This window comes from Clostridium sp. (genome assembly GCF_022482905.1).
Classification (GTDB): Bacteria; Bacillota; Clostridia; order Clostridiales; family Clostridiaceae; genus Clostridium_B.
In genome coordinates, this window is sequence record NZ_JAKVOI010000001.1 from 1,469,969 (window position 1) to 1,490,946 (window position 20,978).

Annotated in this window: 17 protein-coding genes; 1 reads left to right on the top strand and 16 read right to left on the bottom strand. The window is 34.2% G+C overall.

Going from position 1 to position 20,978, the window contains the following annotated elements; all coding sequences use genetic code 11:
- Positions 1-69: 69 nt before the first annotated feature.
- The 9 genes from phoU to LKE46_RS07310 all read right to left on the bottom strand — a co-directional run bounded on the left by phoU (position 70) and on the right by LKE46_RS07310 (position 11,966).
- On the bottom strand, positions 70-726 hold the full coding sequence (phoU, locus tag LKE46_RS07270; RefSeq protein WP_291719845.1) for a phosphate signaling complex protein PhoU: 657 nt from the start codon (positions 724-726) through the stop codon (positions 70-72).
- 75 nt (positions 727-801) lie between these two features.
- Positions 802-1,551, bottom strand: coding sequence for a phosphate ABC transporter ATP-binding protein PstB (pstB, locus tag LKE46_RS07275; RefSeq protein ID WP_291719848.1), 750 nt, complete (start codon positions 1,549-1,551; stop codon positions 802-804).
- Between the two features lie 11 nt (positions 1,552-1,562).
- On the bottom strand, positions 1,563-2,450 hold the full coding sequence (pstA, locus tag LKE46_RS07280; RefSeq protein ID WP_291719851.1) for a phosphate ABC transporter permease PstA: 888 nt from the start codon (positions 2,448-2,450) through the stop codon (positions 1,563-1,565).
- A complete protein-coding gene (gene pstC / locus LKE46_RS07285; RefSeq protein WP_291719852.1) occupies positions 2,450-3,343 on the bottom strand; it encodes a phosphate ABC transporter permease subunit PstC in 894 nt (297 codons plus the stop codon). The genes pstA and pstC overlap by 1 nt, the downstream gene beginning before the upstream one ends.
- 86 nt (positions 3,344-3,429) lie before the next feature.
- Complete coding sequence (locus tag LKE46_RS07290) at positions 3,430-4,329, bottom strand: phosphate ABC transporter substrate-binding protein (RefSeq protein ID WP_291719854.1); 900 nt, start codon at positions 4,327-4,329, stop codon at positions 3,430-3,432.
- A 128-nt stretch (positions 4,330-4,457) separates the two neighbouring features.
- Positions 4,458-6,173: a two-component system histidine kinase PnpS gene (gene pnpS / locus LKE46_RS07295; protein ID WP_291719857.1), complete on the bottom strand. Its 1,716-nt coding sequence runs from the start codon at positions 6,171-6,173 to the stop codon at positions 4,458-4,460.
- A gap of 10 nt (positions 6,174-6,183) precedes the next feature.
- The gene (locus LKE46_RS07300) at positions 6,184-6,879 is read right to left on the bottom strand and encodes a response regulator transcription factor (RefSeq protein WP_291719859.1); all 696 of its coding nucleotides are present in this window, start codon (positions 6,877-6,879) and stop codon (positions 6,184-6,186) included.
- Positions 6,880-6,927: 48 nt separating this feature from the next.
- Positions 6,928-7,635, bottom strand: a complete 708-nt coding sequence (gene pgeF / locus LKE46_RS07305) for a peptidoglycan editing factor PgeF (protein ID WP_291719861.1) — start codon at positions 7,633-7,635, stop codon at positions 6,928-6,930.
- A 188-nt stretch (positions 7,636-7,823) separates the two neighbouring features.
- Complete coding sequence (locus tag LKE46_RS07310) at positions 7,824-11,966, bottom strand: cell wall-binding repeat-containing protein (RefSeq protein ID WP_291719864.1); 4,143 nt, start codon at positions 11,964-11,966, stop codon at positions 7,824-7,826.
- Between the two features lie 237 nt (positions 11,967-12,203).
- Between LKE46_RS07310 and LKE46_RS07315 the strand changes: the two genes are divergently transcribed.
- Positions 12,204-13,367, top strand: coding sequence for a YibE/F family protein (locus LKE46_RS07315; RefSeq protein ID WP_291719866.1), 1,164 nt, complete (start codon positions 12,204-12,206; stop codon positions 13,365-13,367).
- Here LKE46_RS07315 and LKE46_RS07320 read toward each other — a convergent pair.
- The 7 genes from LKE46_RS07320 to spoIIGA all read right to left on the bottom strand — a co-directional run bounded on the left by LKE46_RS07320 (position 13,358) and on the right by spoIIGA (position 20,804).
- Entirely contained in the window at positions 13,358-15,490 is a 2,133-nt protein-coding gene (locus LKE46_RS07320) for a methyl-accepting chemotaxis protein (protein WP_291719868.1), read from the bottom strand. The genes LKE46_RS07315 and LKE46_RS07320 overlap by 10 nt on opposite strands.
- A 20-nt stretch (positions 15,491-15,510) precedes the next feature.
- Positions 15,511-17,286 carry a GGDEF domain-containing protein gene (locus tag LKE46_RS07325; protein WP_291719869.1) on the bottom strand — a complete coding sequence of 592 codons (1,776 nt, stop codon included), beginning with the start codon at positions 17,284-17,286 and terminating at the stop codon, positions 15,511-15,513.
- A gap of 218 nt (positions 17,287-17,504) precedes the next feature.
- Positions 17,505-17,960 (bottom strand): transcriptional regulator NrdR, encoded by a 456-nt coding sequence (gene nrdR, locus LKE46_RS07330; protein WP_291719872.1) that lies wholly within the window; start codon positions 17,958-17,960, stop codon positions 17,505-17,507.
- 108 nt (positions 17,961-18,068) lie between these two features.
- The gene (locus LKE46_RS07335) at positions 18,069-18,344 is read right to left on the bottom strand and encodes a YlmC/YmxH family sporulation protein (RefSeq protein ID WP_291719874.1); all 276 of its coding nucleotides are present in this window, start codon (positions 18,342-18,344) and stop codon (positions 18,069-18,071) included.
- Between the two features lie 45 nt (positions 18,345-18,389).
- On the bottom strand, positions 18,390-19,163 hold the full coding sequence (gene sigG / locus LKE46_RS07340; protein WP_291719876.1) for an RNA polymerase sporulation sigma factor SigG: 774 nt from the start codon (positions 19,161-19,163) through the stop codon (positions 18,390-18,392).
- A gap of 73 nt (positions 19,164-19,236) precedes the next feature.
- The gene (gene sigE / locus LKE46_RS07345; RefSeq protein WP_291719878.1) at positions 19,237-19,944 is read right to left on the bottom strand and encodes an RNA polymerase sporulation sigma factor SigE; all 708 of its coding nucleotides are present in this window, start codon (positions 19,942-19,944) and stop codon (positions 19,237-19,239) included.
- A 74-nt stretch (positions 19,945-20,018) separates the two neighbouring features.
- On the bottom strand, positions 20,019-20,804 hold the full coding sequence (spoIIGA, locus tag LKE46_RS07350; protein ID WP_291719881.1) for a sigma-E processing peptidase SpoIIGA: 786 nt from the start codon (positions 20,802-20,804) through the stop codon (positions 20,019-20,021).
- Between the last annotated feature and the right edge of the window lie 174 nt (positions 20,805-20,978).

A 20,978-nucleotide genomic window follows, 5' to 3' on the forward strand; every position in this document is an offset into this window, starting at 1 on the left:
AAAAAAGGATTAGCTGAAGACAGTTTAAATTTGTCTTCAGCTAACCCCTTAAAGTCATGAAATTGAAACTTATTCATTTAAATCCTTTTGCTCCCCTGTTACTAGATATATAGTTCCTTCACATACATTTGTCACCCTATCTGCTATTCTTTCCAAATACTTGCATACAAATAAAAGCTGAGTCATCTGATTGATCTTGCTGCCATCTTTTACCATAATCTTAAGCATTTCAGTAAACACATTTTTAAAAAGGGCATCTATTTTGTCATCCATATTACAAGCTTCGTAAGCCATCTTTACATCTCTTTTTACATAAGAATCCAGAGCTATTTTTATCATTTCATTCACTATTCTTGACATTTCCGGTATATCCACTAGCTCTTTTCCATAATCCTCATCCTTCAGCCTGATGGTAACTTTAGCTATATCTACCGCATGATCTGCCATTCTTTCGAGATCCGTTACAAGCTTGGTAGTAGTAAATATTGTCCTTAAATCTATGGCCAGCGGCTGCTCCTTTGCAGTTAATTTTATACATTTGTCTTCTATTTCTCTCTGGAGGTCGTCAACCAAATCATCATTTTTTATAGTTTGTCTTGCTAGATCTTCATCATGATTTACCAGAGATTCTATACACTTATGAATTTGCTTTTCAACTATGCTTCCCATTCTCAATAAATCATTATGCATTTCATCTAACGCATAATCAAAACCCATCCTTGTCATAATCATCACTTCCTCTCATATTTTTATAATTATAACTGTAGTTACCATAATATTCAAGTTAATTCTAATCCAATATTAGCCAAATCTTCCAGTTATATAATCCTCCGTTCTCTTATCCTGCGGTTTATAAAATATATCTTCAGTTTTTCCATCTTCAACTATTTCTCCATTTAGGAAAAAAGCGGTATAATCCGATATTCTCCCTGCCTGCTGCATATTATGAGTTACGATTATGACAGTATACTTTTTCTTGAGCACATCCATAAGCTCTTCTATTTTCAAGGTTGATATAGGGTCCAGGGCAGATGTTGGTTCATCCATCAGCAATACCTCGGGTTCCACAGCCAAAGTCCTGGCTATACAAACTCTTTGCTGTTGACCTCCGGACAATCCAAGGGCATTTCTGTCCAGTCTGTCTTTGACCTCATCCCATATAGCAGATCCTTTTAAACTATTTTCTACAATTTCATCCAGTTTGCCTTTATTTTTTATTCCATGTATCCTTGGACCATAGGCAACATTGTCATATATTGACATTGGGAAAGGATTAGGACTTTGAAATACCATACCAACTCTTTTTCTCAATTCTATTATATCATAATTCTCATATATATCTTTTTCATCAAATAAAACTTTTCCCTCTATTCTCACCGAACTTATAAGATCATTCATTCTATTGAGAGTTCTTAAAAATGTTGACTTTCCACATCCTGAAGGTCCTATCAATGCTGTGACCGAATTTTTTTCCACATCCAGATTCACTTTTTTAAGAGCTTGAACACTCCCGTAATACAAATCCAAATCCTTAGTCTGTACTATATACATCAGTTTCCTCCTTATCTTTTACCTGTATAGGATTCATATATCTTTCTGCCCAGTATTCTGGCAAGAACATTGAACAACAGTACCATAACAACCAGTACAGCAGATGCTTTATTTGCAATCTGTGCTGCATCAGGTACCATACCTTCGGAATTAAGCTTCCATATGTAAACTGCCAGTGTTTCTGCCGGTCTGAATAAACTAAAGGAAGAAGCACTATTTGTCAAACTTACAGTTGTAAAATTCAGTTTAGGCGCACTCATACCTGCAGTATAAAGAAGTGCTGCAGCTTCTCCGAAAATTCTACCTGCAGCAAGAATTATACCTGTTAGAATTTCAGGTATTGCAGATGGCAGAACTATCTTCCATATTGTCTGCCACCTCGTTGCACCAAGTCCGAGGCTTGCCTCCTTTACAGGTTTTGCAGCTTCTCTTATAGCATTTTCACTAATACGTGTAAGAGATGGAAGATTCAGTACGGATATAGCCAATGCACCTGACAGAAGTGTAAATCCCCAATTTGTCATTCCTACAAATATCAGCAGACCAAATAGTCCGACTACTATGGAAGGAAGTGATGCCATAGTTTCTATACACAATCTTATTACATTCAATAAAATTCCTTCCTTGGCATACTCAGCCAAGTATATTCCAGCTCCCAGTCCGAAAGGTATACTTATTACAAGTGCTACAATCAACATATAAAAAGAATTGAAAAGCTGTGGTCCTATTCCTCCTCCAGCTTCACCAAATTTGGCATTACCAAATAAAAAGGATGGGCTGTAGAATCCTTTGCCTTTAAATAGTATATATGCTATTAAAGCCACTAAAAGCAATATAACAAATCCAGATAATCCATATAAGATTCCAGTCCAAATTTTATCTTTAACTTTAGCATCCACTATTTAACCTCACTCCTCTTTCCAATTATCCTGATTATGATAATAAATATAAATGATATTATAAGCAATAGTAGCGCCAGAGACCATAATGCATCATTCCATGCAGTTCCCGATACGGTATTTCCCATATCCATGGTCAATATACTCGTAAGTGTAGACGTAGGTCCCAAAAGATGGTTAGGGAATTTTATTGAATTACCAATTACCATCTGCACTGCAAGTGCTTCTCCAACGGCTCTTGCAAGTCCCAGTACTATCCCTGTAAATATACCATTTTTAGCTGAAGGCAGTATAACTTTGGATATAGTCTGCCACCTGGTAGCTCCTAGTCCATAAGAGCCTTCAAGATAACTTTTGGGTACAACTTTAACTGCATCGGCAGATATACTTGCAATAGTTGGAAGTATCATTATACTCAATACCAATATACCTGCCAGTAAACTGAATCCTATACCACCAAAATTCCATTTTAAAAATGGAATGAGTACGCTGAAACCTATCCAACCATATACAACAGAAGGTATTCCAACAAATAATTCCAATGCCGGCTGGAGTACCCTTGAACCAAATTTAGGAGATATGTAATGCATAAAAACAGCAAGTGCAACACCTACCGGTGCACTTATCAAAACTGCTCCAAGTGATACAAACGTAGAACCTGCAATAAATATAAGTGACCCAAGCTTTGGATTGTCGCCATCAGGATTCCACTGGGAACTGAACAGGAATTGAGTCAATGAATATTCATGTTTTATAAATGTATTCAATCCCTTTGATGCTATAAATACTATAATGGTAAGTGTTAAAATTATTATTGCAATCCCGCAAAATATTGAAAATCCTCTTCCTATGTATTCATTTTTTAAACTTTTCCACAAAGATCTATTATTCATTTTTATCAACCTCAAAATCAGACTTAACTAATAATTTGACAGCCGGGTATACAATTAACCCGGCCGTTTAAAGCATTAAAATAATCTTACTGTGCTTTTATATCACTCATTGGAATATATCCAAGTTTAGTTATTGTTTCCTTATTTGCATCATCCAGTACATAATCTATAAATGCCTTTGAAATATCTTTGGCCTCTCCTTTGGTATACATATGTTCATAAGACCAGAATGGATATTTCCCACTTTCTATATTCTCATTGGTAGCTTCAACACCTTCTATTTTCAAAGGTTTAACATTTTGTTTAACAGCATCGGTCAAGTAAGACAGTGCAAGATAACTTATTGATCCTTTAGTACCCTTTATTGCATTTTCTACATTACCATTTGAATCCTGTGTTGTTCCAAGTCCTTCTTTTTCATCTTTTCCACCCATTACAGTATCCTTGAATGTAGCTCTGGTACCTGATGATTTAGTTCTATTGATAACATTTATGGCTAAATCGTCGCCACCTACCTGTTTCCAGTTAGTTATCTCTCCTGTAAATATTTTTTGGATCTGATCTTTTGTAAGATTATCAACCTTAACTCCTGAATTGACTACTACTGCAAATCCTATTGCACATACTTTATGATCTACCAATTTTTTTGCGTCATCTGGTGACAATTTTGATTCTGCCGTAACATCAGAATTTCCTATATTGGCAGTTCCGTCTAGTGCAAGCTTTAATCCTGTACCACTTCCGCCGCCCTGTACGTTAACAGTAACACCTGAATTCTTTTCTGAAAAAGTTTTACCAAGCTGTTCTGCAAGTGGTTGAAGTGCTGTTGACCCTGCCAAGGTTATTGATCCTGATAATTTCTCAGATGTTGAGTTGTCCTTTTTTGAAGTACTTCCATCTCCAGTGGAACCACATCCTGCAAAAACTCCAACTGTCATTGCAACTGTCACAGCTGCCACAAGAGCTCTCAAGCTTCTTTTTTTCATAATTAGTGTAGACCTCCTCAAATTTGCTATATTTTACATAAACTCATTCTACATAAGTATATTATTCCACAAAAGTTAAGGTATTATTATTCTAATGTTAAATAAAATTAACACTAATATTTCAATAATCAAGAACCCTCTTCAATTGGTATTCTAACTATGAATTTACTTCCTTTTCCAATTTCACTCTCTACTTTTATACTACCGGCGAATCCCATAACTATATGTTTTACTATGGCAAGTCCCAGACCTGTTCCACCTTGGCTTCTGGATCTGGCCTTATCCACCCTGTAAAACCTTTCAAACAATCTTTCCTGATGTTCCTTTGATATGCCCACACCGTTGTCTTCAACCTCTATTACACAAACTTCATCTTCAGAGCTTGCTGTTATTTTTACCTGTCCACCATTATCTGAATATTTTATTGCATTATCTACCAGATTTATCATCATCTGCTTGAACTTATCTTTGTTGCCATAGATATAAAGTGATTTTGAAAACTCTGTAATTATCTTTATGTTTTTCTTTCTGGCTGCAGTATCTACAAGATAACATACACTCTTTATCTCAGAAACAACATCAATCTTCTCTACAATTCTATCTCTATTATTCTCTATATGTGAAAGAGTAAGAGTATCATCTATAAGTCTGGTAAGTCTATCCGCCTCATCATTTATTATATCTATAAACTTGTTCTTATTTTCCGTATCATCCACATACCTCAAAGTTTCTGAAAATCCCTTTATAGAAGTAAGGGGCGTCTTCAACTCATGAGAAACATTAGCTACAAATTCCGACCTCATGTTCTCAAGTTTCTTTATGTCTGTTATATCCTGAACTACAGCCACTGTTCCAATTTTATTTCTTGAATTATTTATTATATCCGCAGTCTTTATCCTTAAATTTCTTTCTCTTGGCCATATAATTTTTATCTCACGGTACTTGTTGTCATCATTTTTAAATACATTCTCCAGTTCAAAATCCCTTATGCTGTCCATTAAATTTCTGCCTATTATCTCTGAATTTATGCCAAAGATCTCTTCTGCATATGGATTTATCATTATTATCCTGTAATTTGTATCTATGGCTATAACTCCACTATCCATACTTTTAAGTATGGCTTCCAGTTTGTTGTTCTGGTTTATGGAATCATTCAGTGTGGACTGCAGCCTTTCAGCCATGTTGTTAAAAGTATCCGCAAGCTTGCCAATTTCATCTTTTCTGTCTATCTTCACCCTTCTGTCTAAATTTCCATCTGCCATACTTCTTGTTATCTCCTGAAGTTTTTTGACAGGTGCAACTAGCGAATGTGACAATCGCGTTATAAAAATTGAAGACAGGAGTATAGACAGTATCATTACAAGAATATAATACTTATAATATGTCATTTCCAACCCCTTTATCATCTGCATGGTCATGGCACTTCTGACTATGTCTCCATCCCCTGTCATAGTGGCAAAATAAAGGGTTTTCTTGTTTGTAGTAGCACTTACTCTCACATCATAACCTGTCCCATACTTTCTAGCATCTTCTATTTCTTTCCTGCTATTATGATTCTCGAGTTTTTTCCCATATTCCTCGGAATCACTTATTACATCCCCCTTTTTATCTATATATGTTCCCCTTAAAGTTGTATCTTTAAAATAGTTTTTAAAAATAGCACCTTTATTATTTTTATTGTCAGTTTTTCTCATGGCGTTTATTACCATTTGGTTGTTTATTTTTAAAGTCTGCTTCATATTCTGTATATATTCTTGATTCTCAATAGTCATAAATAAAACAGTCATAGTTATTAAACTGAGCATAAGTATGCCCAGCATTGACTTCATTAACTTTTTTTTCATAATATTATCACTACTCTCCAGAATTAAATCTATATCCTATTCCACGAATAGTTTCAATAAATCTAGGTTTCTTGTCATCTTCTTCAATTTTCTGTCTCAAATGCCTTATATGCACATCAACTGTTCTAGTTTCGCCTATATACTCATATCCCCAAACCCTGTCAAGAAGACAATCTCGTGTGACAACTCTCCCCTTGTTCTTTACAAGTATTTGCAGGAGTTCAAATTCCTTTAAAGTAAGTTCCACCTTCTTATCACTTCTTAAAATTTCATGCTTGTCAAAATTAATCTTTAAATCCCCAAACACATAGTAATTGTTATTATCATTGACATTTGTTCTTCTCAGAAGTGCCTTTACTCTCGCCACAAGCTCTCTTACAGAAAATGGCTTTGTAATATAATCATCCGCCCCAAGTTCCAATCCAAGCACCTTGTCAAATTCCTCACCCTTTGCAGTTATCATTATAATTGGAATTGATGATATTGAACTATCTTTTCTTATCTCCTTGCATACATCATAACCATCCATTTCAGGCAGCATAACATCCAGCAATATCAGTTTAGGTCTTTCATCCCTGACCTTTTTTATAGCATCCAGCCCATCAGTTGAGGTTATAACCTTATAGCCACTTTTTTCAAGATTAAACTTGATTAACTCACATATGTGTTCCTCGTCATCAACTACTAAAATTTTTTCTTCCGACATAATTGCCTCCATTTATATTAATTTATAAATTAGTTCTATACATATAGGTTAATTCAAATAAATAAATGAAAATAGTCTGCCGCACTTCTTGTTCTTTCTATATGAATACAACTCATAATCAGTGCTGCAGTCCGTACATATATCTAAACAATTTATATTTTCATCTTTAATTCCCTCATACTCAAGCTGATACATAAGACATTTTTTTAAATCCAGCTTATTACCTGCAAATATATTTTTTCCGCCATAAAAACTTGAATTTCCGAATTTATCTATTAATTCATCTCCAACAATATAGCAGCATACTCCTATATGAGGACCTATACATACCATAATATCATTTGCATCACTATTATAATCTGTTTTGAACTTTTGAACAGCTTTCTTAAGTATGAGGCTGAGTGTTCCCCTCCATCCACTGTGCACAGCAGCAACAACTGAATTCTTCCTGTCATATAAAAGTACGGGAACACAGTCTGCATTAAATACACCTACTGCAGTATTTGCACCTGTTGTAAATATCCCATCTGCATCTTCTAATTTTCCATTATACACTATAAGCTTATCACCATGGACCTGATTCAAGTAGCCTATATTTTTCAAATCAAACCATTTGCTCAGATTTTCTATATTTTGCCTTCCCGGAATTGTAGCCTTGTTAAAGTCCAAGTTGTTTTTAGCCGTTGAAAATACAGCCGTTGCTCCATCTAAATCCACTTTTATAAACTCATATCCTGCAATTGAAATAGTATCCATGCCCATCCTCCAAATACAAAATAATTAATATTACACCATACATTTTAACATTGTTTATATATAAATTGAACTCCGTATATGTAACTTAAATTTATTAACCTAAATTTAACACAGTCAAAGATACAAAAGAGGGATACCTCAATATTCTACTTTTGAGATATCCCTCTTCTAGTTTAAAATACCTTCCGCTATTGTAATAGTTGATTAACAGTATTCTCTGAAATTGACCCTTCTCCTCCGAGAATGGTAATTTGACTGGCAGAGCCAAGTTTTGAGTTAATATAATTTTTTGTATTACCGGAATCAATTCTTCCAATAAGTACAATGGGTGCCTTCTCCTTGCCCGCTGCTGAAGAACCACAGAGTGCATCTGCAAAATCACTTCCCGATGCAAAATAAATATTTGACAGATCATAGCTGTCATTAAATTTATTCAATACAGCAGTGTTTGTAGAATATCTGTCCGCTCCTGATATTCTCTCAGCCTTCAAACTCTTGACTATACTATCGCTTACGACGCCATTTCCTCCAATTACATATGATTTACTGCCATTTTCCGTTATATACTGCAGCACATCATTTTCTAGATGGCTTCCATCTACCAGAAGTATTGGACTTCCCGATAGAGCCGCATAAGATGATATTGTCAATCCATCTGCAAAGCCTTTTCCTGAAGCTATGAATATCTGTGCAGGTTTTCCAATCTGTTTTGCAACTGCAAGTGAAGTGGCATATCTGTTTGCTCCAGATATTCTCTCTACACTTATTTTCATACTCTTTACAGCATTTGTCACTGAATTAGACACGACTCCGGTACCACCAATTATATAAACTTTTTTAACTTTCAGTCTCGAAAGTTCTGCCGATGTACTTTTATCCAGTGAGTTATTTGAAGTCAGCAGTATAGGTGCATTCAACTGCTTTGCAAATGGTGCTGCACTAAGTGCATCTGCAAAAGCCTTACCTGATACCAGTATTGCCGAATCTGCACTTGACCATTTGTTCTGTGATATTTTTGCCGAGGTTTCATATCTGTCTGATCCACCCAGTCTCACCTGCTTCAGGGAAGTCAATTCTTTATCCGATATTATATAATCACTATTATGTGTTACATCAAAACTTATATAATTATCAGAAGCAACTTTTAAATTGTTTGCTATATTGCTGAAAGTATCGTTGGATTCATTGTAATAATATACATTCATATTATTTTTGTCTTTATCTTCAAGCCAGCTATTGTCAAGTTTAATCTTAACTGTAGCTTTCCCAGGAAGTTCTCCATTATCTGCAAAAGATACTACAGTAACATCCGCATTATTTGTCTTCTGCTGAATTGCTTCCTTATTTGACGACTTGGAATCTTTAATTTTAGCTATATCAACTGTCATATCAACCGATTTAGTATCTGATATGTCATTTCCATTAAATGTCCATTCTATTCCATCTTCTGTGAACACCAATTTTTTGTCGGTCCCCTTCACTGCATCAAATACATCTTTCTCCACTTTTTTATTGTCATCTACCTTTATAGTTACAGTTGCATTATCACTTGATTTCTTTATTGCATTAACAACTGAATTTGTATTTGAGTTTGTTACATTAACTGATGAATTTGAACCACTACTTGAACTGCCACCACCTGATCCACCACCTGATGAAGTTTTCTTAGTTATAGTATAGGTGTCTATAGCTTCCATTGTATCAGTTCTATACGTTGTTATTGTAAAGTTGTTGCTGTCCACTTTTACATCTGAAAATGTTGGGACATGATCCTGCCATTTTACAGCTTCATAGTAATTGTTCTGATTTGGTTCCTGCATTTCATAGTATTTACTTCCACTTGCAGAGTTTGCAGTTATATACAGAACCCCTTCCGGATTGGTAACCTTGCCGTCTTTTGCATCTTCCACATCAACTGCTTCTCCAGCCTTCATCTGGTATGTTCTCGTATAGCAGTGGTCATGTCCGTCCAGGACAACATCCACTCCAAGTTCCTCGAATACCTCAGGATGTGTAAGTCTTCTCTGCGCTATATCCTTGTCCGTCTCATGGTTTGCAGAACTGTAGATTGAATGGTGCATTGCCGCTATCTTCCATTTTACATTTGGATTCGCTGCTATCGCCTCTTTCATGAATGCCTTGTGGTCCTCTGCATTAATGTCGTTGCTGTTCAGCATCATGAAAAGCGTATTTCCATATACATAGTAATAGTCATTTCCTGTTGTTCCATTACTTTTATCTTCCTCGAATCCGTTATTGGTGAATATACCATACTTGTCTGACATATTAGGAACATTGAAATGAGTTATGTGACCCGGTCCATATCCTTCGTGGTTACCCGGAATTGCTGCAAGTGGTATATTTTTTAGCTGCTCAGGTCTGAAGAACTGGTCGTATTCTCCTTCATTCTTGACTGTACTGCCTTCATCCAGAGATTCCTTACCGTTATTTACCTGATCTCCTATCGACATTATAAAGTCAGTGTCCTTGAATTTATCAAAAGCTTTATTCAGTGTATCAACCCATCCGTTTCCATCTTCAGTTATTTTGCCACTGGCACCGATCTGAGGATCTCCTGCAAATAGAAAATTGAATCCCTTCGATATATCCTGTGTTGTATAGTCATTGACCGGACTCCAGTTGGTTCCGTCTCCTACACGGTATACATATGCAGTAGCCTGTTTAAGTCCCGTTACTGTTGCCTTGTTGGAAGTGTATCCTTCATTTCCCTCTGATTTCTTTCCCTTGAATGTCTTTGCCTTGTCTTCAGGAAACTGGCTTCCAGTCATGTCGGACTTCAGTGCAATCTGTACCTGTGGATCTGCAGTACCCTTTGAATACCATGCAAAATTTACCTGTGATTGATCTGCTCCTGGTGCAAAAGTTACATCTTTAATATCTTTGTCAATTCCAGGTTCATCTGATGTTTTAGTTATAGTATAGGTATCGATGGCTTCCATTGTATCAGTTCTGTATGTTGTTATTGTAAAGTTGTTATCATCCACTTTTACATCAGAGAATGTTGGAACATGATCCTGCCATTTTACAGCTTCATAGTAATTGTTCTGATTTGGTTCCTGCATTTCATAGTATTTACTTCCACTTGCAGAGTTTGCAGTTATATACAGAACCCCTTCCGGATTGGTAACCTTGCCGTCTTTTGCATCCTCAACATCAACTGCTTCTCCAGCCTTCATCTGGTATGTTCTCGTATAGCAGTGGTCATGTCCGTCCAGGACAACATCCACTCCAAGTTCCTCGAATACCTCAGGATGTGTAAGTCTTCTCTGCGCTATATCCTTGTCCGTCTCATGGTTTGCAGAACTGTAGATTGAATGGTGCATTGCCGCTATCTTCCATTTTACATTTGGATTCGCTGCTATCGCCTCTTTCATGAATGCCTTGTGGTCCTCTGCATTAATGTCGTTGCTGTTCAGCATCATGAAAAGCGTATTTCCATATACATAGTAATAGTCATTTCCTGTTGTTCCATTACTTTTATCTTCCTCGAATCCGTTATTGGTGAATATGCCGTACTTGTCTGACATATTAGGAACATTGAAATGAGTTATGTGACCCGGTCCATATCCTTCGTGGTTACCCGGAATTGCTGCAAGTGGTATATTTTTTAGCTGCTCAGGTCTGAAGAACTGGTCGTATTCTCCTTCATTCTTGACTGCGCTGTTTTCATCCAGAGATTCCTTGCCGTTATTTACCTGATCTCCTATCGACATTATAAAATCCGTATCCTTGAATTTATCAAAAGCTTTATTCAGTGTATCAACCCATCCGTTTCCATCTTCAGTTATTTTGCCACTGGCACCGATCTGAGGATCTCCTGCAAACAGAAAATTGAATCCCTTAGATATATCCTGTGTTGTATAGTCATTGACCGGACTCCAGTTAGTTCCGTCTCCTACACGGTATACATATGCAGTAGCCTGTTTAAGTCCCGTTACTGTTGCCTTGTTGGAGGTATATCCTTCATTTCCCTCTGATTTCTGTCCCTTGAAGGTCTTTGCCTTGTCTTCAGGAAACTGGCTTCCAGTCATGTCGGACTTCAGTGCAATCTGCACCTGTGGATCTGCATTACCCTTTGAATACCATGCAAAATTTACCTGTGATTGATCTGCTCCCGGTGCAAAGGTTACATCTTTAATATCTGGCTGAGTTCCTTCTTCTGCTGTTGCTGTAACTGACTGACTTGTAGAAGTATCATCATTTTCAGCTGCTTTTGTCGATATCGGCATTCCCAGTCCTGAAAATACAACTAGAGAACATAGCATGAATAACGCTATTTTTGACGTTGCTTTTTTGAGATATTGCATCATGATGAACTTTCCTCCTAAAACAATAATTTTATTAACAGTTCATTAATACATACACTATTATATTAACAACTTTCATATTTCTATCTGTTATATTCATGTAAAGTCTATGTAAAATAATAATAACATTTCATATTTAACCTAGATTTTACACGCATTTTATAATTACATTTCATTTGCGTAATATAATGGTGTGTATATCAAATTTCAGATAATTTCTATATTATGATGGAGGTAATTATGATTAAATCTTCAAAAACATTTCAAGTATTAATTTTTTCAGCAGCCGTAATATTATTCGGTATTTTTTTATACCATTTTAACATGAGCCATCCCGTAACATATAATAAACAAAATGGGAAATCCTATATAAAATATGAAAAAGCTCAGGTTATATCCGTAAAAAACAATTCTCTAAAACAATTCACACAATCAAAAGACATATATTTTGGGACTCAGAAAGTGCAAATTAAAATTCTTTCGGGGGAATACAAAGGAGATGTAGAAAACGTAACAAATTATTTAAGTGATACCCATAACGTATACCTAAAATCTGGAATGAAAGTAATTGTGGAAATTTCTACGGCTAATTCCGCCTCACATGGCATAACGATATACAATTACTATAGAGCCCCTGTTCAATATGCATTCATTTTTATTTTTTTCACTTCTTTATGTATAATAGGCGGGAAAAAAGGCTTCAGATCTGTAATTGGGCTTGTATTTACACTGTCATGTATCATATTTTTGTTTGTTCCAATGTTATACAGAGGATATTCACCAATTATGGCTTCAATTCTAATAATAGTTATAACAAGCTGTGTAACATTGTTTTTGTTAAATAACTGGAGTCCAAAGACTTTGTCTGCCATACTTGGTACCATATCCGGAGTTGTTATCGCAGGAATAATTGAACTGGTCTCTGGCCACTTGGCTCATCTGACAGGGTTTAACTTTGCCGATGTAGAAACTTTGAACATGATTTCAAATGTATCAGGCATGAAAGTACACGAATTATTAACTGCCGGGATTTTAATAGCATCTCTTGGAGCAGTAATGGATCTCAGCATATCAATAGCCTCTTCTATACAAGAAATATATATATCAAATCCTAATATGAGCAAAAAAGAACTTTTCAAATCCGGAATGAATGTGGGAGGAGACATGATGGGCACAATGGCAAATACATTGATTCTAGCATTTGCAGGAGCATCACTTACCATGATTATAATAATTTATTCCTACAATGTAAGCTATAATCAGCTTATTAACATGGATATGGTAAATTTAGAGATAATTCAAGGACTAACCGGAAGCATGGCGATAATTTTTACAGTTCCCATTGTATCATTTATTTCATCAGAAATTATTACACGATTTTTGGGAAAATCCGATCAATCTTGAACTTTAAATTGCTCGACAATGTCGATGAGTTTCTTTGCTTCATCGGCATTTTGGGCAGTTTTTAAAGATATATCCGAATTTTTTTCTTCTATTGAACTCATACTGCCGGATATGTTTATTACTGCTTCAGTACATTTGCCTACAGAGTCCGTAATATTACTGATTATACTTGAAAATTCCTGCTGGGACAAATTTATATCATCTGTAAGATTACAAAATTTTTTTATAACCAATTCAATCTTTATACCTTCATCCTGATATTCTTTGCTCATTTCAATTATTTTTGAATAGTCCTTCATTACATTTTCCTCTATAAGCTGAAGTATATTTTTTGAAGAATCTATCAGTTCTCCCACCGCCGTCATTATATCCTTTATATTTACCTGTATATCATCTGCCATGCTCGAAGACTGGTCTGCAAGCTTTTTTACCTCCCCTGCAACTATCATAAATGCCCTTCCAGACTCTCCCGCCCTTGCAGCTTCGATATGTGCGTTTAAAGCAAGTATATTTGTCTTTTTTGAGACATTTCTAATTTCATTCAACATTTTAGATATATTGTTCACAACCTTTATAGTTTCCAGAGAACTTTTAAGTTTTTTACTCGATTCTGCATAACAGATTTTCAAATCTCCTCTTGATTTTTCTATATTGTCTTTTATATAGACAGCCTTTTTATTCATTTCATCAGATAAACTCAATCCGGCACTAGCCTCATCAACAGTCTTCTCCACCATATGTTTGACTAGATCTACTTTTTTACCTGCATTTTCAATAGCTGACAGTGTTTCTTCCATATTCGTCGTTATTTCATTGGACATACTTGATACAGTTTCAATATTGGCCTGTGATTCTTGGAACATCTTATTCACGTAGTTGCTGGATTCCAGAGCAGTGCTGCTCTCTTTTTTAGCATATTTCATCATATTGCCTATATTTTCCAACGCGGAATTGAGGTCACCTACCGTTTGACCAAATTCATCCCTGCTTTTTATATCTATTTTATATTCCAAATTAAATCCTGACAGTTCTTCAGCATATTTTCTAATTTTAACCAGAGGCTTTTTTATTTGTCCAGCTATAATTATGCCAATAAAAATTCCTATCAATATAAATATTATAGTAGCAGCTATCATCTTGTATTTAAGTATGTTTACAGACGCAAATATTTCCTCTTTAGCTATAGTAACTCCCAAATACCAGTTCATTTCCGGTATAGGAGCATAAGCCATAAGCATATATTTTCCATCTTCTTTATAATATCCGGAACCACTTTTACCCTGTATCATCTTTTTTTCAATATTTGATAGTTCTACAAGAGATTTATCCTTTTCTGCATTTTTTATAGTATTATCTTTATTTAAAACCAGGGTCAAATTTTTATGTATTACCTTATTTCCTTTTTTATCGATTATAAAGCAATACCCACTTGCACCAACCTTCATCTTCTGAACAAGTTTATTCAATTCTTCTGTACTTATATTTGAAAACAGAACTCCTACGACTTTATTACTATCATTTTTTATAGGAACCGCCACTGCTATTATCTGATCCCCATTAACATTAAAATATGGTCCATCAATTTTGGGTTTTCCCTGCAGCGCAGTTTTAAGATAATCCGAATCGCTGCTATTCAAATCTATATTTGTTTTACCGCCGGTTTGCATATAAGTTAATCCTTTTAGATCCATTACATTAAGACTTAAATAATTTAATTCTTCAGCTCTCCTGGCTAAAACTGGAATTTGACTTTCAGGAGTCATTGATTTTATTTCAGGTCTGTTGGCTATTTCAACCATGGCTTTAATCTGCTGTTGCAGCATTGAATTTATTAATTTAGATGAATCAACAGCTTTGTCTTGAAGAGACTGCTTTATATTTTGTTCCATAGCTGCATAAGAATTGCTATAAGATATTACTCCAATAACTCCACAAATAACTATTACCAGTAAGCCAATTTGTGCAATTATTTTTGTCCCCACACTATTCAAGATTGATAAACTAGGTAAATTTATTCTTTTTGCTATTCTTATTCTTCCCTCTATTCCTCTTAGCTTGGCAAATATTCTTTTTTTCATACCGTCAAACGTATGCAAAAACTCAAAGTTGAACTTTTTTTTCATGTCGGCTCCTCCAAATTTTATTAATTATAACACAAGCTGTCATGATTAATATTTAAGACAACATAACTGCTATTTTTGTTCTTTTTTGCTTTCTTCTTAATCTTGCTCATATACACTCCAATTTCATCAATGTCTTTAAATCTACTGAAATTACCATACATACATCCTAGTGCTATGGACGTAAGTGGGAAAATATCTTTGTTGCCCTTTCGATCGAAGGATTCAATATACCCGTTGTTTTTATCTTTTTCATTAAAAAAATCCAATATTTTTAAATCAAACTCCGAAATTATATTTTTGCATAACTCATGACATATCTCACCCTGATTTTCTATTATACATACAAAATCATCCCCTCCGATATGTCCTACAAAACTATTATATATGCAAAACTTCTTAATCTGTTCTTCTATAAGCCTGGCCGTAAATTTTAATACTTTATCTCCATTTTCAAAACCATAGGTATCATTATATGTTTTAAAGTTATTCAAATCTGCATAGATTAAAAAAAAATTACTGTTGCAATTTATCATATTATCAATTGTCTTATTTATGATCTCATTTCCCGGTAGACCTGTTAACGGGTTGAGATTCTTGGCATGATTTTTTTCAAACTCTATAGTATATTCAAGCAAGTTCTTAATTGTTACAATTCCATAGTATTTATTTTTCTTTGTAACTATAACATAATCATATATTTTTTTAGGATCTCTTTCCATTGCAACTCTTGACACATCACTTATATCAGTATAGTAATCAACTATAAGCGGTGAACAATCCATAATTAGTGATACCGGCCGCCTTAAAAAAACTGAAAGTCCGTATTGGGTAGCAAGTACATAATCAAGATTATGTTGCATAATCAGACCCACTGGATAACCATTTTTTTCAATACATGCCCCTGTAACACCTGAACTATCAAAAAACTTTTTCATGTCCCTGCCAGTAGCACTTAATGGAAATGCAGGATTTCTCTGTACAATATTTCCCACATAGTTCTTATCAAATTTATTGTTTTCTATCTTATTGTATTTGATTATTTTTTCTTTTACACTTTCAGAAATATCAAGGAATGTACCCGATGGTCTCTGAAGGAAATAACCCTGGCCTGCAGTAATTCCTATACTTATAAGTTTCAGGAGTTCACTTTCGGTTTCAATTCCTTCTGCAATAACTTTCATATTCGTAGAATTGGCAAATGATAAAAATGTCTTTACAAGTTCCTGCTTGAATGCATCTTTATCTATGTCTTTTATAAACGATATGTCAATTTTAATATAATGCGGCTTTGTCTCCATCAAAGTTTTAAGTCCTGAATAGCCTGTTCCCATATCGTCAATTGCAATTTTATAGCCTTGATTTACATAATTGTCCAGAGCCGTCTTGAAACTTTTATAATCTTCTATAGCTGTTTTTTCCGTTATTTCAAAGATAATTGAATCCGGACACATATTGTTGTCTTTTAAAAAATCTTTGGTAAATCCACTTCTAAATCTTTCATCTTTAAATATTTTAGGATCTACATTTATAAATAAAAACTTGTTTTTATCTATAATATTTGCCTTTTCAATAGCTTTAAGCCTGCACAGCAACTCAAGTTCCCATATTCTTCCGAAGCATTCAGCTGCTGAAAAAAGTTTTTCAGGCGAATGCAGTGGAGAGTTCTTCGGTCCTCTACTCAATGCCTCATATCCTATAATTGATGCATCCTTAAGGGATACAATAGGTTGAAATACTGTATTAATGCTTTTATTATCCAGTATTTTTTCCAATTCATATTTATCACATAGATTCATCTGATTCACCTCATATACCGACATCTGAAGAAAGTATACAATTGTTATGTTAAATACATAATAATTATCTGTTAAATTCAGTTAATAATTCAATAAGTTCTACGTACAATCTATTAAATCCACTATATCTATTTTTATAATAAAAATACAGTTTTTTCCTATAAGATATAGTGACTGCTTGATTAACTATAAAAAGTAGATGACATATTATATATCATCTACTTTTTTGAAATAAGATTTTTAATTTCTTCCATAAATGTATTTATATCTTTAAACTGTCTATATACTGATGCAAATCTCACATAGGAAACCTCATCAACATTCTTAAGTCTTTTCATAACCATTTCACCTATATCAGAAGAATTTATTTCAGTTATCATTTTATTATTTATACTTTTTTCAATATCATCTACTATACCTTCAAGCTGTTGTCTGGAAACAGGTCTTTTCTGACAAGCTTTTATAAGTCCATTCAATATTTTATTTCTGTCAAAATATTCCCTGCCCATATTTTTCTTTATAACCAGTATCGGAATATCCTCAATTTTTTCATAAGTAGTATATCTTTTTTTACAATTGAGACATTCTCTTCTCCTTCTGATAGCTTTATTATCCTCCGTAGATCTTGAATCAATGACCTTGCTTTCCGGATATCCACAATAAGGGCATTTCATTTCATTTCACGTCCTTTATACCTATATATGACTTATATTATACACTTTTTTGAATGCATTTTCATCAGGCTGCACACATATATAGATATACAATAAAAAATAATGTATTTAAGTCAATGCATTTTCTGCATCTACAAGGAGTACATCTATTCCTATTTTCTTTACATTATCCCATGGAAGTTCAAGATCATCATTTTTACCGAACCAGCTTATCTTGGCTGTCTGTGACGGCAGTATCAAAGATAATATTCTGTTGTTTTCACAGTCTATTTTCAAATCCTTTATAAAACCCAGTTTTGCCCCCGTATTTATATCTATGACTTCCATAGATCTCAAACTTGCCAGTGAATACAATGAGTTTTCCTCTGCAATATTATTCTCCATATATGTAGGCACCCCCTAATTAAATATAATCTAGTTATATTATATTTATATATACTTTTTCATATGCCTTAAAGCAGTTTTTTCCAATCTGGATACTTGGGCCTGAGATATTCCTATCTCCTCCGCCACCTCCATCTGTGTTCTACCATCAAAGAACCTGAGATTCAATATCAGTTTTTCCCTGTCATTTAATTTTTTCATAGCCTCCTTTATTGATATGTCTTCAAGCCAATTTTCATCTACATTTTTCGTATCACTTATTTGATCCATGACATATATGGCATCTCCCCCGTCACGATATATTGGCTCGAAGAGCGAAACAGGATCCTGAATCGCATCCAGTGCAAACACCACTTCTTCTCTCGGCATATCAAGTTCCTTGGATATTTGTGATATTGTAGGTTCCTTGTTATTTTCCTTTACAAGCTTATCTCTTGCCTGAAGTGCCTTATAAGCTATATCTCTGAGGGATCTACTTACTCTTATGGAATTATTGTCCCTCAAATATCTCCTTATTTCACCTATAATCATGGGAACCGCATAGGTGGAAAACTTTACATTCTGCTTCAAATCAAAATTATCTATTGCCTTTATTAGCCCTACACATCCTACCTGAAAGAGATCATCAGCATTTTCACCCCTATTATTGAATCTTTGTATTACGCTTAATACAAGTCTTAAATTTCCCTTAATGAACTTTTCTCTAGCTTCACAATCTCCATTTCTAGTCCTGGTCAAAAGTTCTTTCATTTCATTTTCCTTAAGAACTGGCAATTTTGACGTATTTACTCCACAAATTTCGACTTTGTTAATTATCATGCAATCAGCCCCTTTAGAATACATAGCATTTTAAGTATTTACTAAGAAGCTGAATTTTATACCAAAGACAAGCTCATAACATTTTATTTATTTCTTTTTTTAAACGCTTTATTATTCTCTTTTCCAGTCTTGATATATAGGATTGGGATATACCAAGCATATCCGCCACTTCCTTTTGTGTCTTTTCTCTATAACCATTTAATCCAAATCTTAAATTAACTATTTTTCTTTCCCTCTCACTTAACTTTTCCATGGCTATTACAAGAAGTTGCTTGTCTACCTCATCTTCAATAAGGTCATAAACTATGTCATTTTCCGTGCCCAATATATCTGACAGCAGCAGCTCATTGCCATCCCAGTCTACATTCAGCGGCTCATAAAATGATATTTCGGCCTTTACTTTATTATTTCTTCTAAGGTACATTAATATTTCATTTTCAATACATCTGGACGCATAAGTGGCAAGCTTTATTTTTTTATTTGGATCAAAAGTATTTACAGCCTTTATGAGACCTATTGTACCTACAGATATCAAATCTTCTACATTTACACCCGTATTTTCAAATTTCCTGGCTATATACACAACAAGTCTTAGATTTCTTTCAATTAAAGTTGACCTTACTTTTTCATCACCATCCACCAACTTCAATACCAAATTCTGTTCTTCTTCTTTGGTAAGAGGAGGTGGAAGCACATCACTGCCTCCTATGTAGTAAAGATTCTTAAAAAATATTTTGAACTTTAACATCAATCTATTCAATATCACATCTATTTTAAACATAACCGATCCTCCATTAGCCCTAGTTTTTAATTCTATATCTTCATGCATACTTACTTTTTTACCAGCTGTTAATTTTAAATTACCCCTCTGGGCAACAATGCATGATAATCACTGAATTCACTTAATCTATCTTCACAAAAAGCTATTATAGCCTCCCTGATTTCAACATTATCTCCTATGCCTATTTTTACTGCCTTTGGTTTAAATCCCCTAAGCCTTCCACATTTTCCATCTACAACCTTGTAGGGTATATAAAATTTGTCATAGCCTTCAATATCTATATTGCCAAGCATTGATTTTTCAACTATGATTACCGGAAGATTGGTTGCAGGTTCTTTTAATTCATTTCCAGTATCTAAAAATGCCTTCACTCTTTTGCTCCCATTGTTTAATACAATATCTACATTGAATATCAAAGTGGTAAGTGTCTTCCTGTCCCTTATAAATACCACCAGCCTGTCAATTACGATATATGCAATCATAATGGCAATTACAAGCCACTTGCATGAAAAATTGTCCGTATATTCCCCATAGATATTATATTGAATAAAAATACATATTCCTGCAAGAAGCATTGAATACATTACAAATATGGATAAGGCTTTTAAGTTAAAAACGATATTTCTTTTTCTAAAGGTTATTAATACTAAAATTGCAGCAGCCAGTATCTTAAAAGGCATTCTAGAAAATACCGATAATACAGGAAAAATCATTGTTATAACATATATTCCCCCCAGAAGAGATGATAAAACCATATATCTAAATTTTACCATTATCCTAAGAGTTTTCGCTGTAATATACATAATAAAAAAATTTACTACTACATTTACAAAGATCAGTACATCAAGAAATACAATCAAATATCCATCATCTCCCCATATTGCTCTCCAATATTTACCTCTATTATATACTTATGTTCTTCAAAATTTTGTCATTTTATAATGTCATATAATATTTTCATTTTCTATAATATGCCATAGTATTTAAATTTATACTTAATATAAGATTACATGGATACAAATGTATATAAAAAA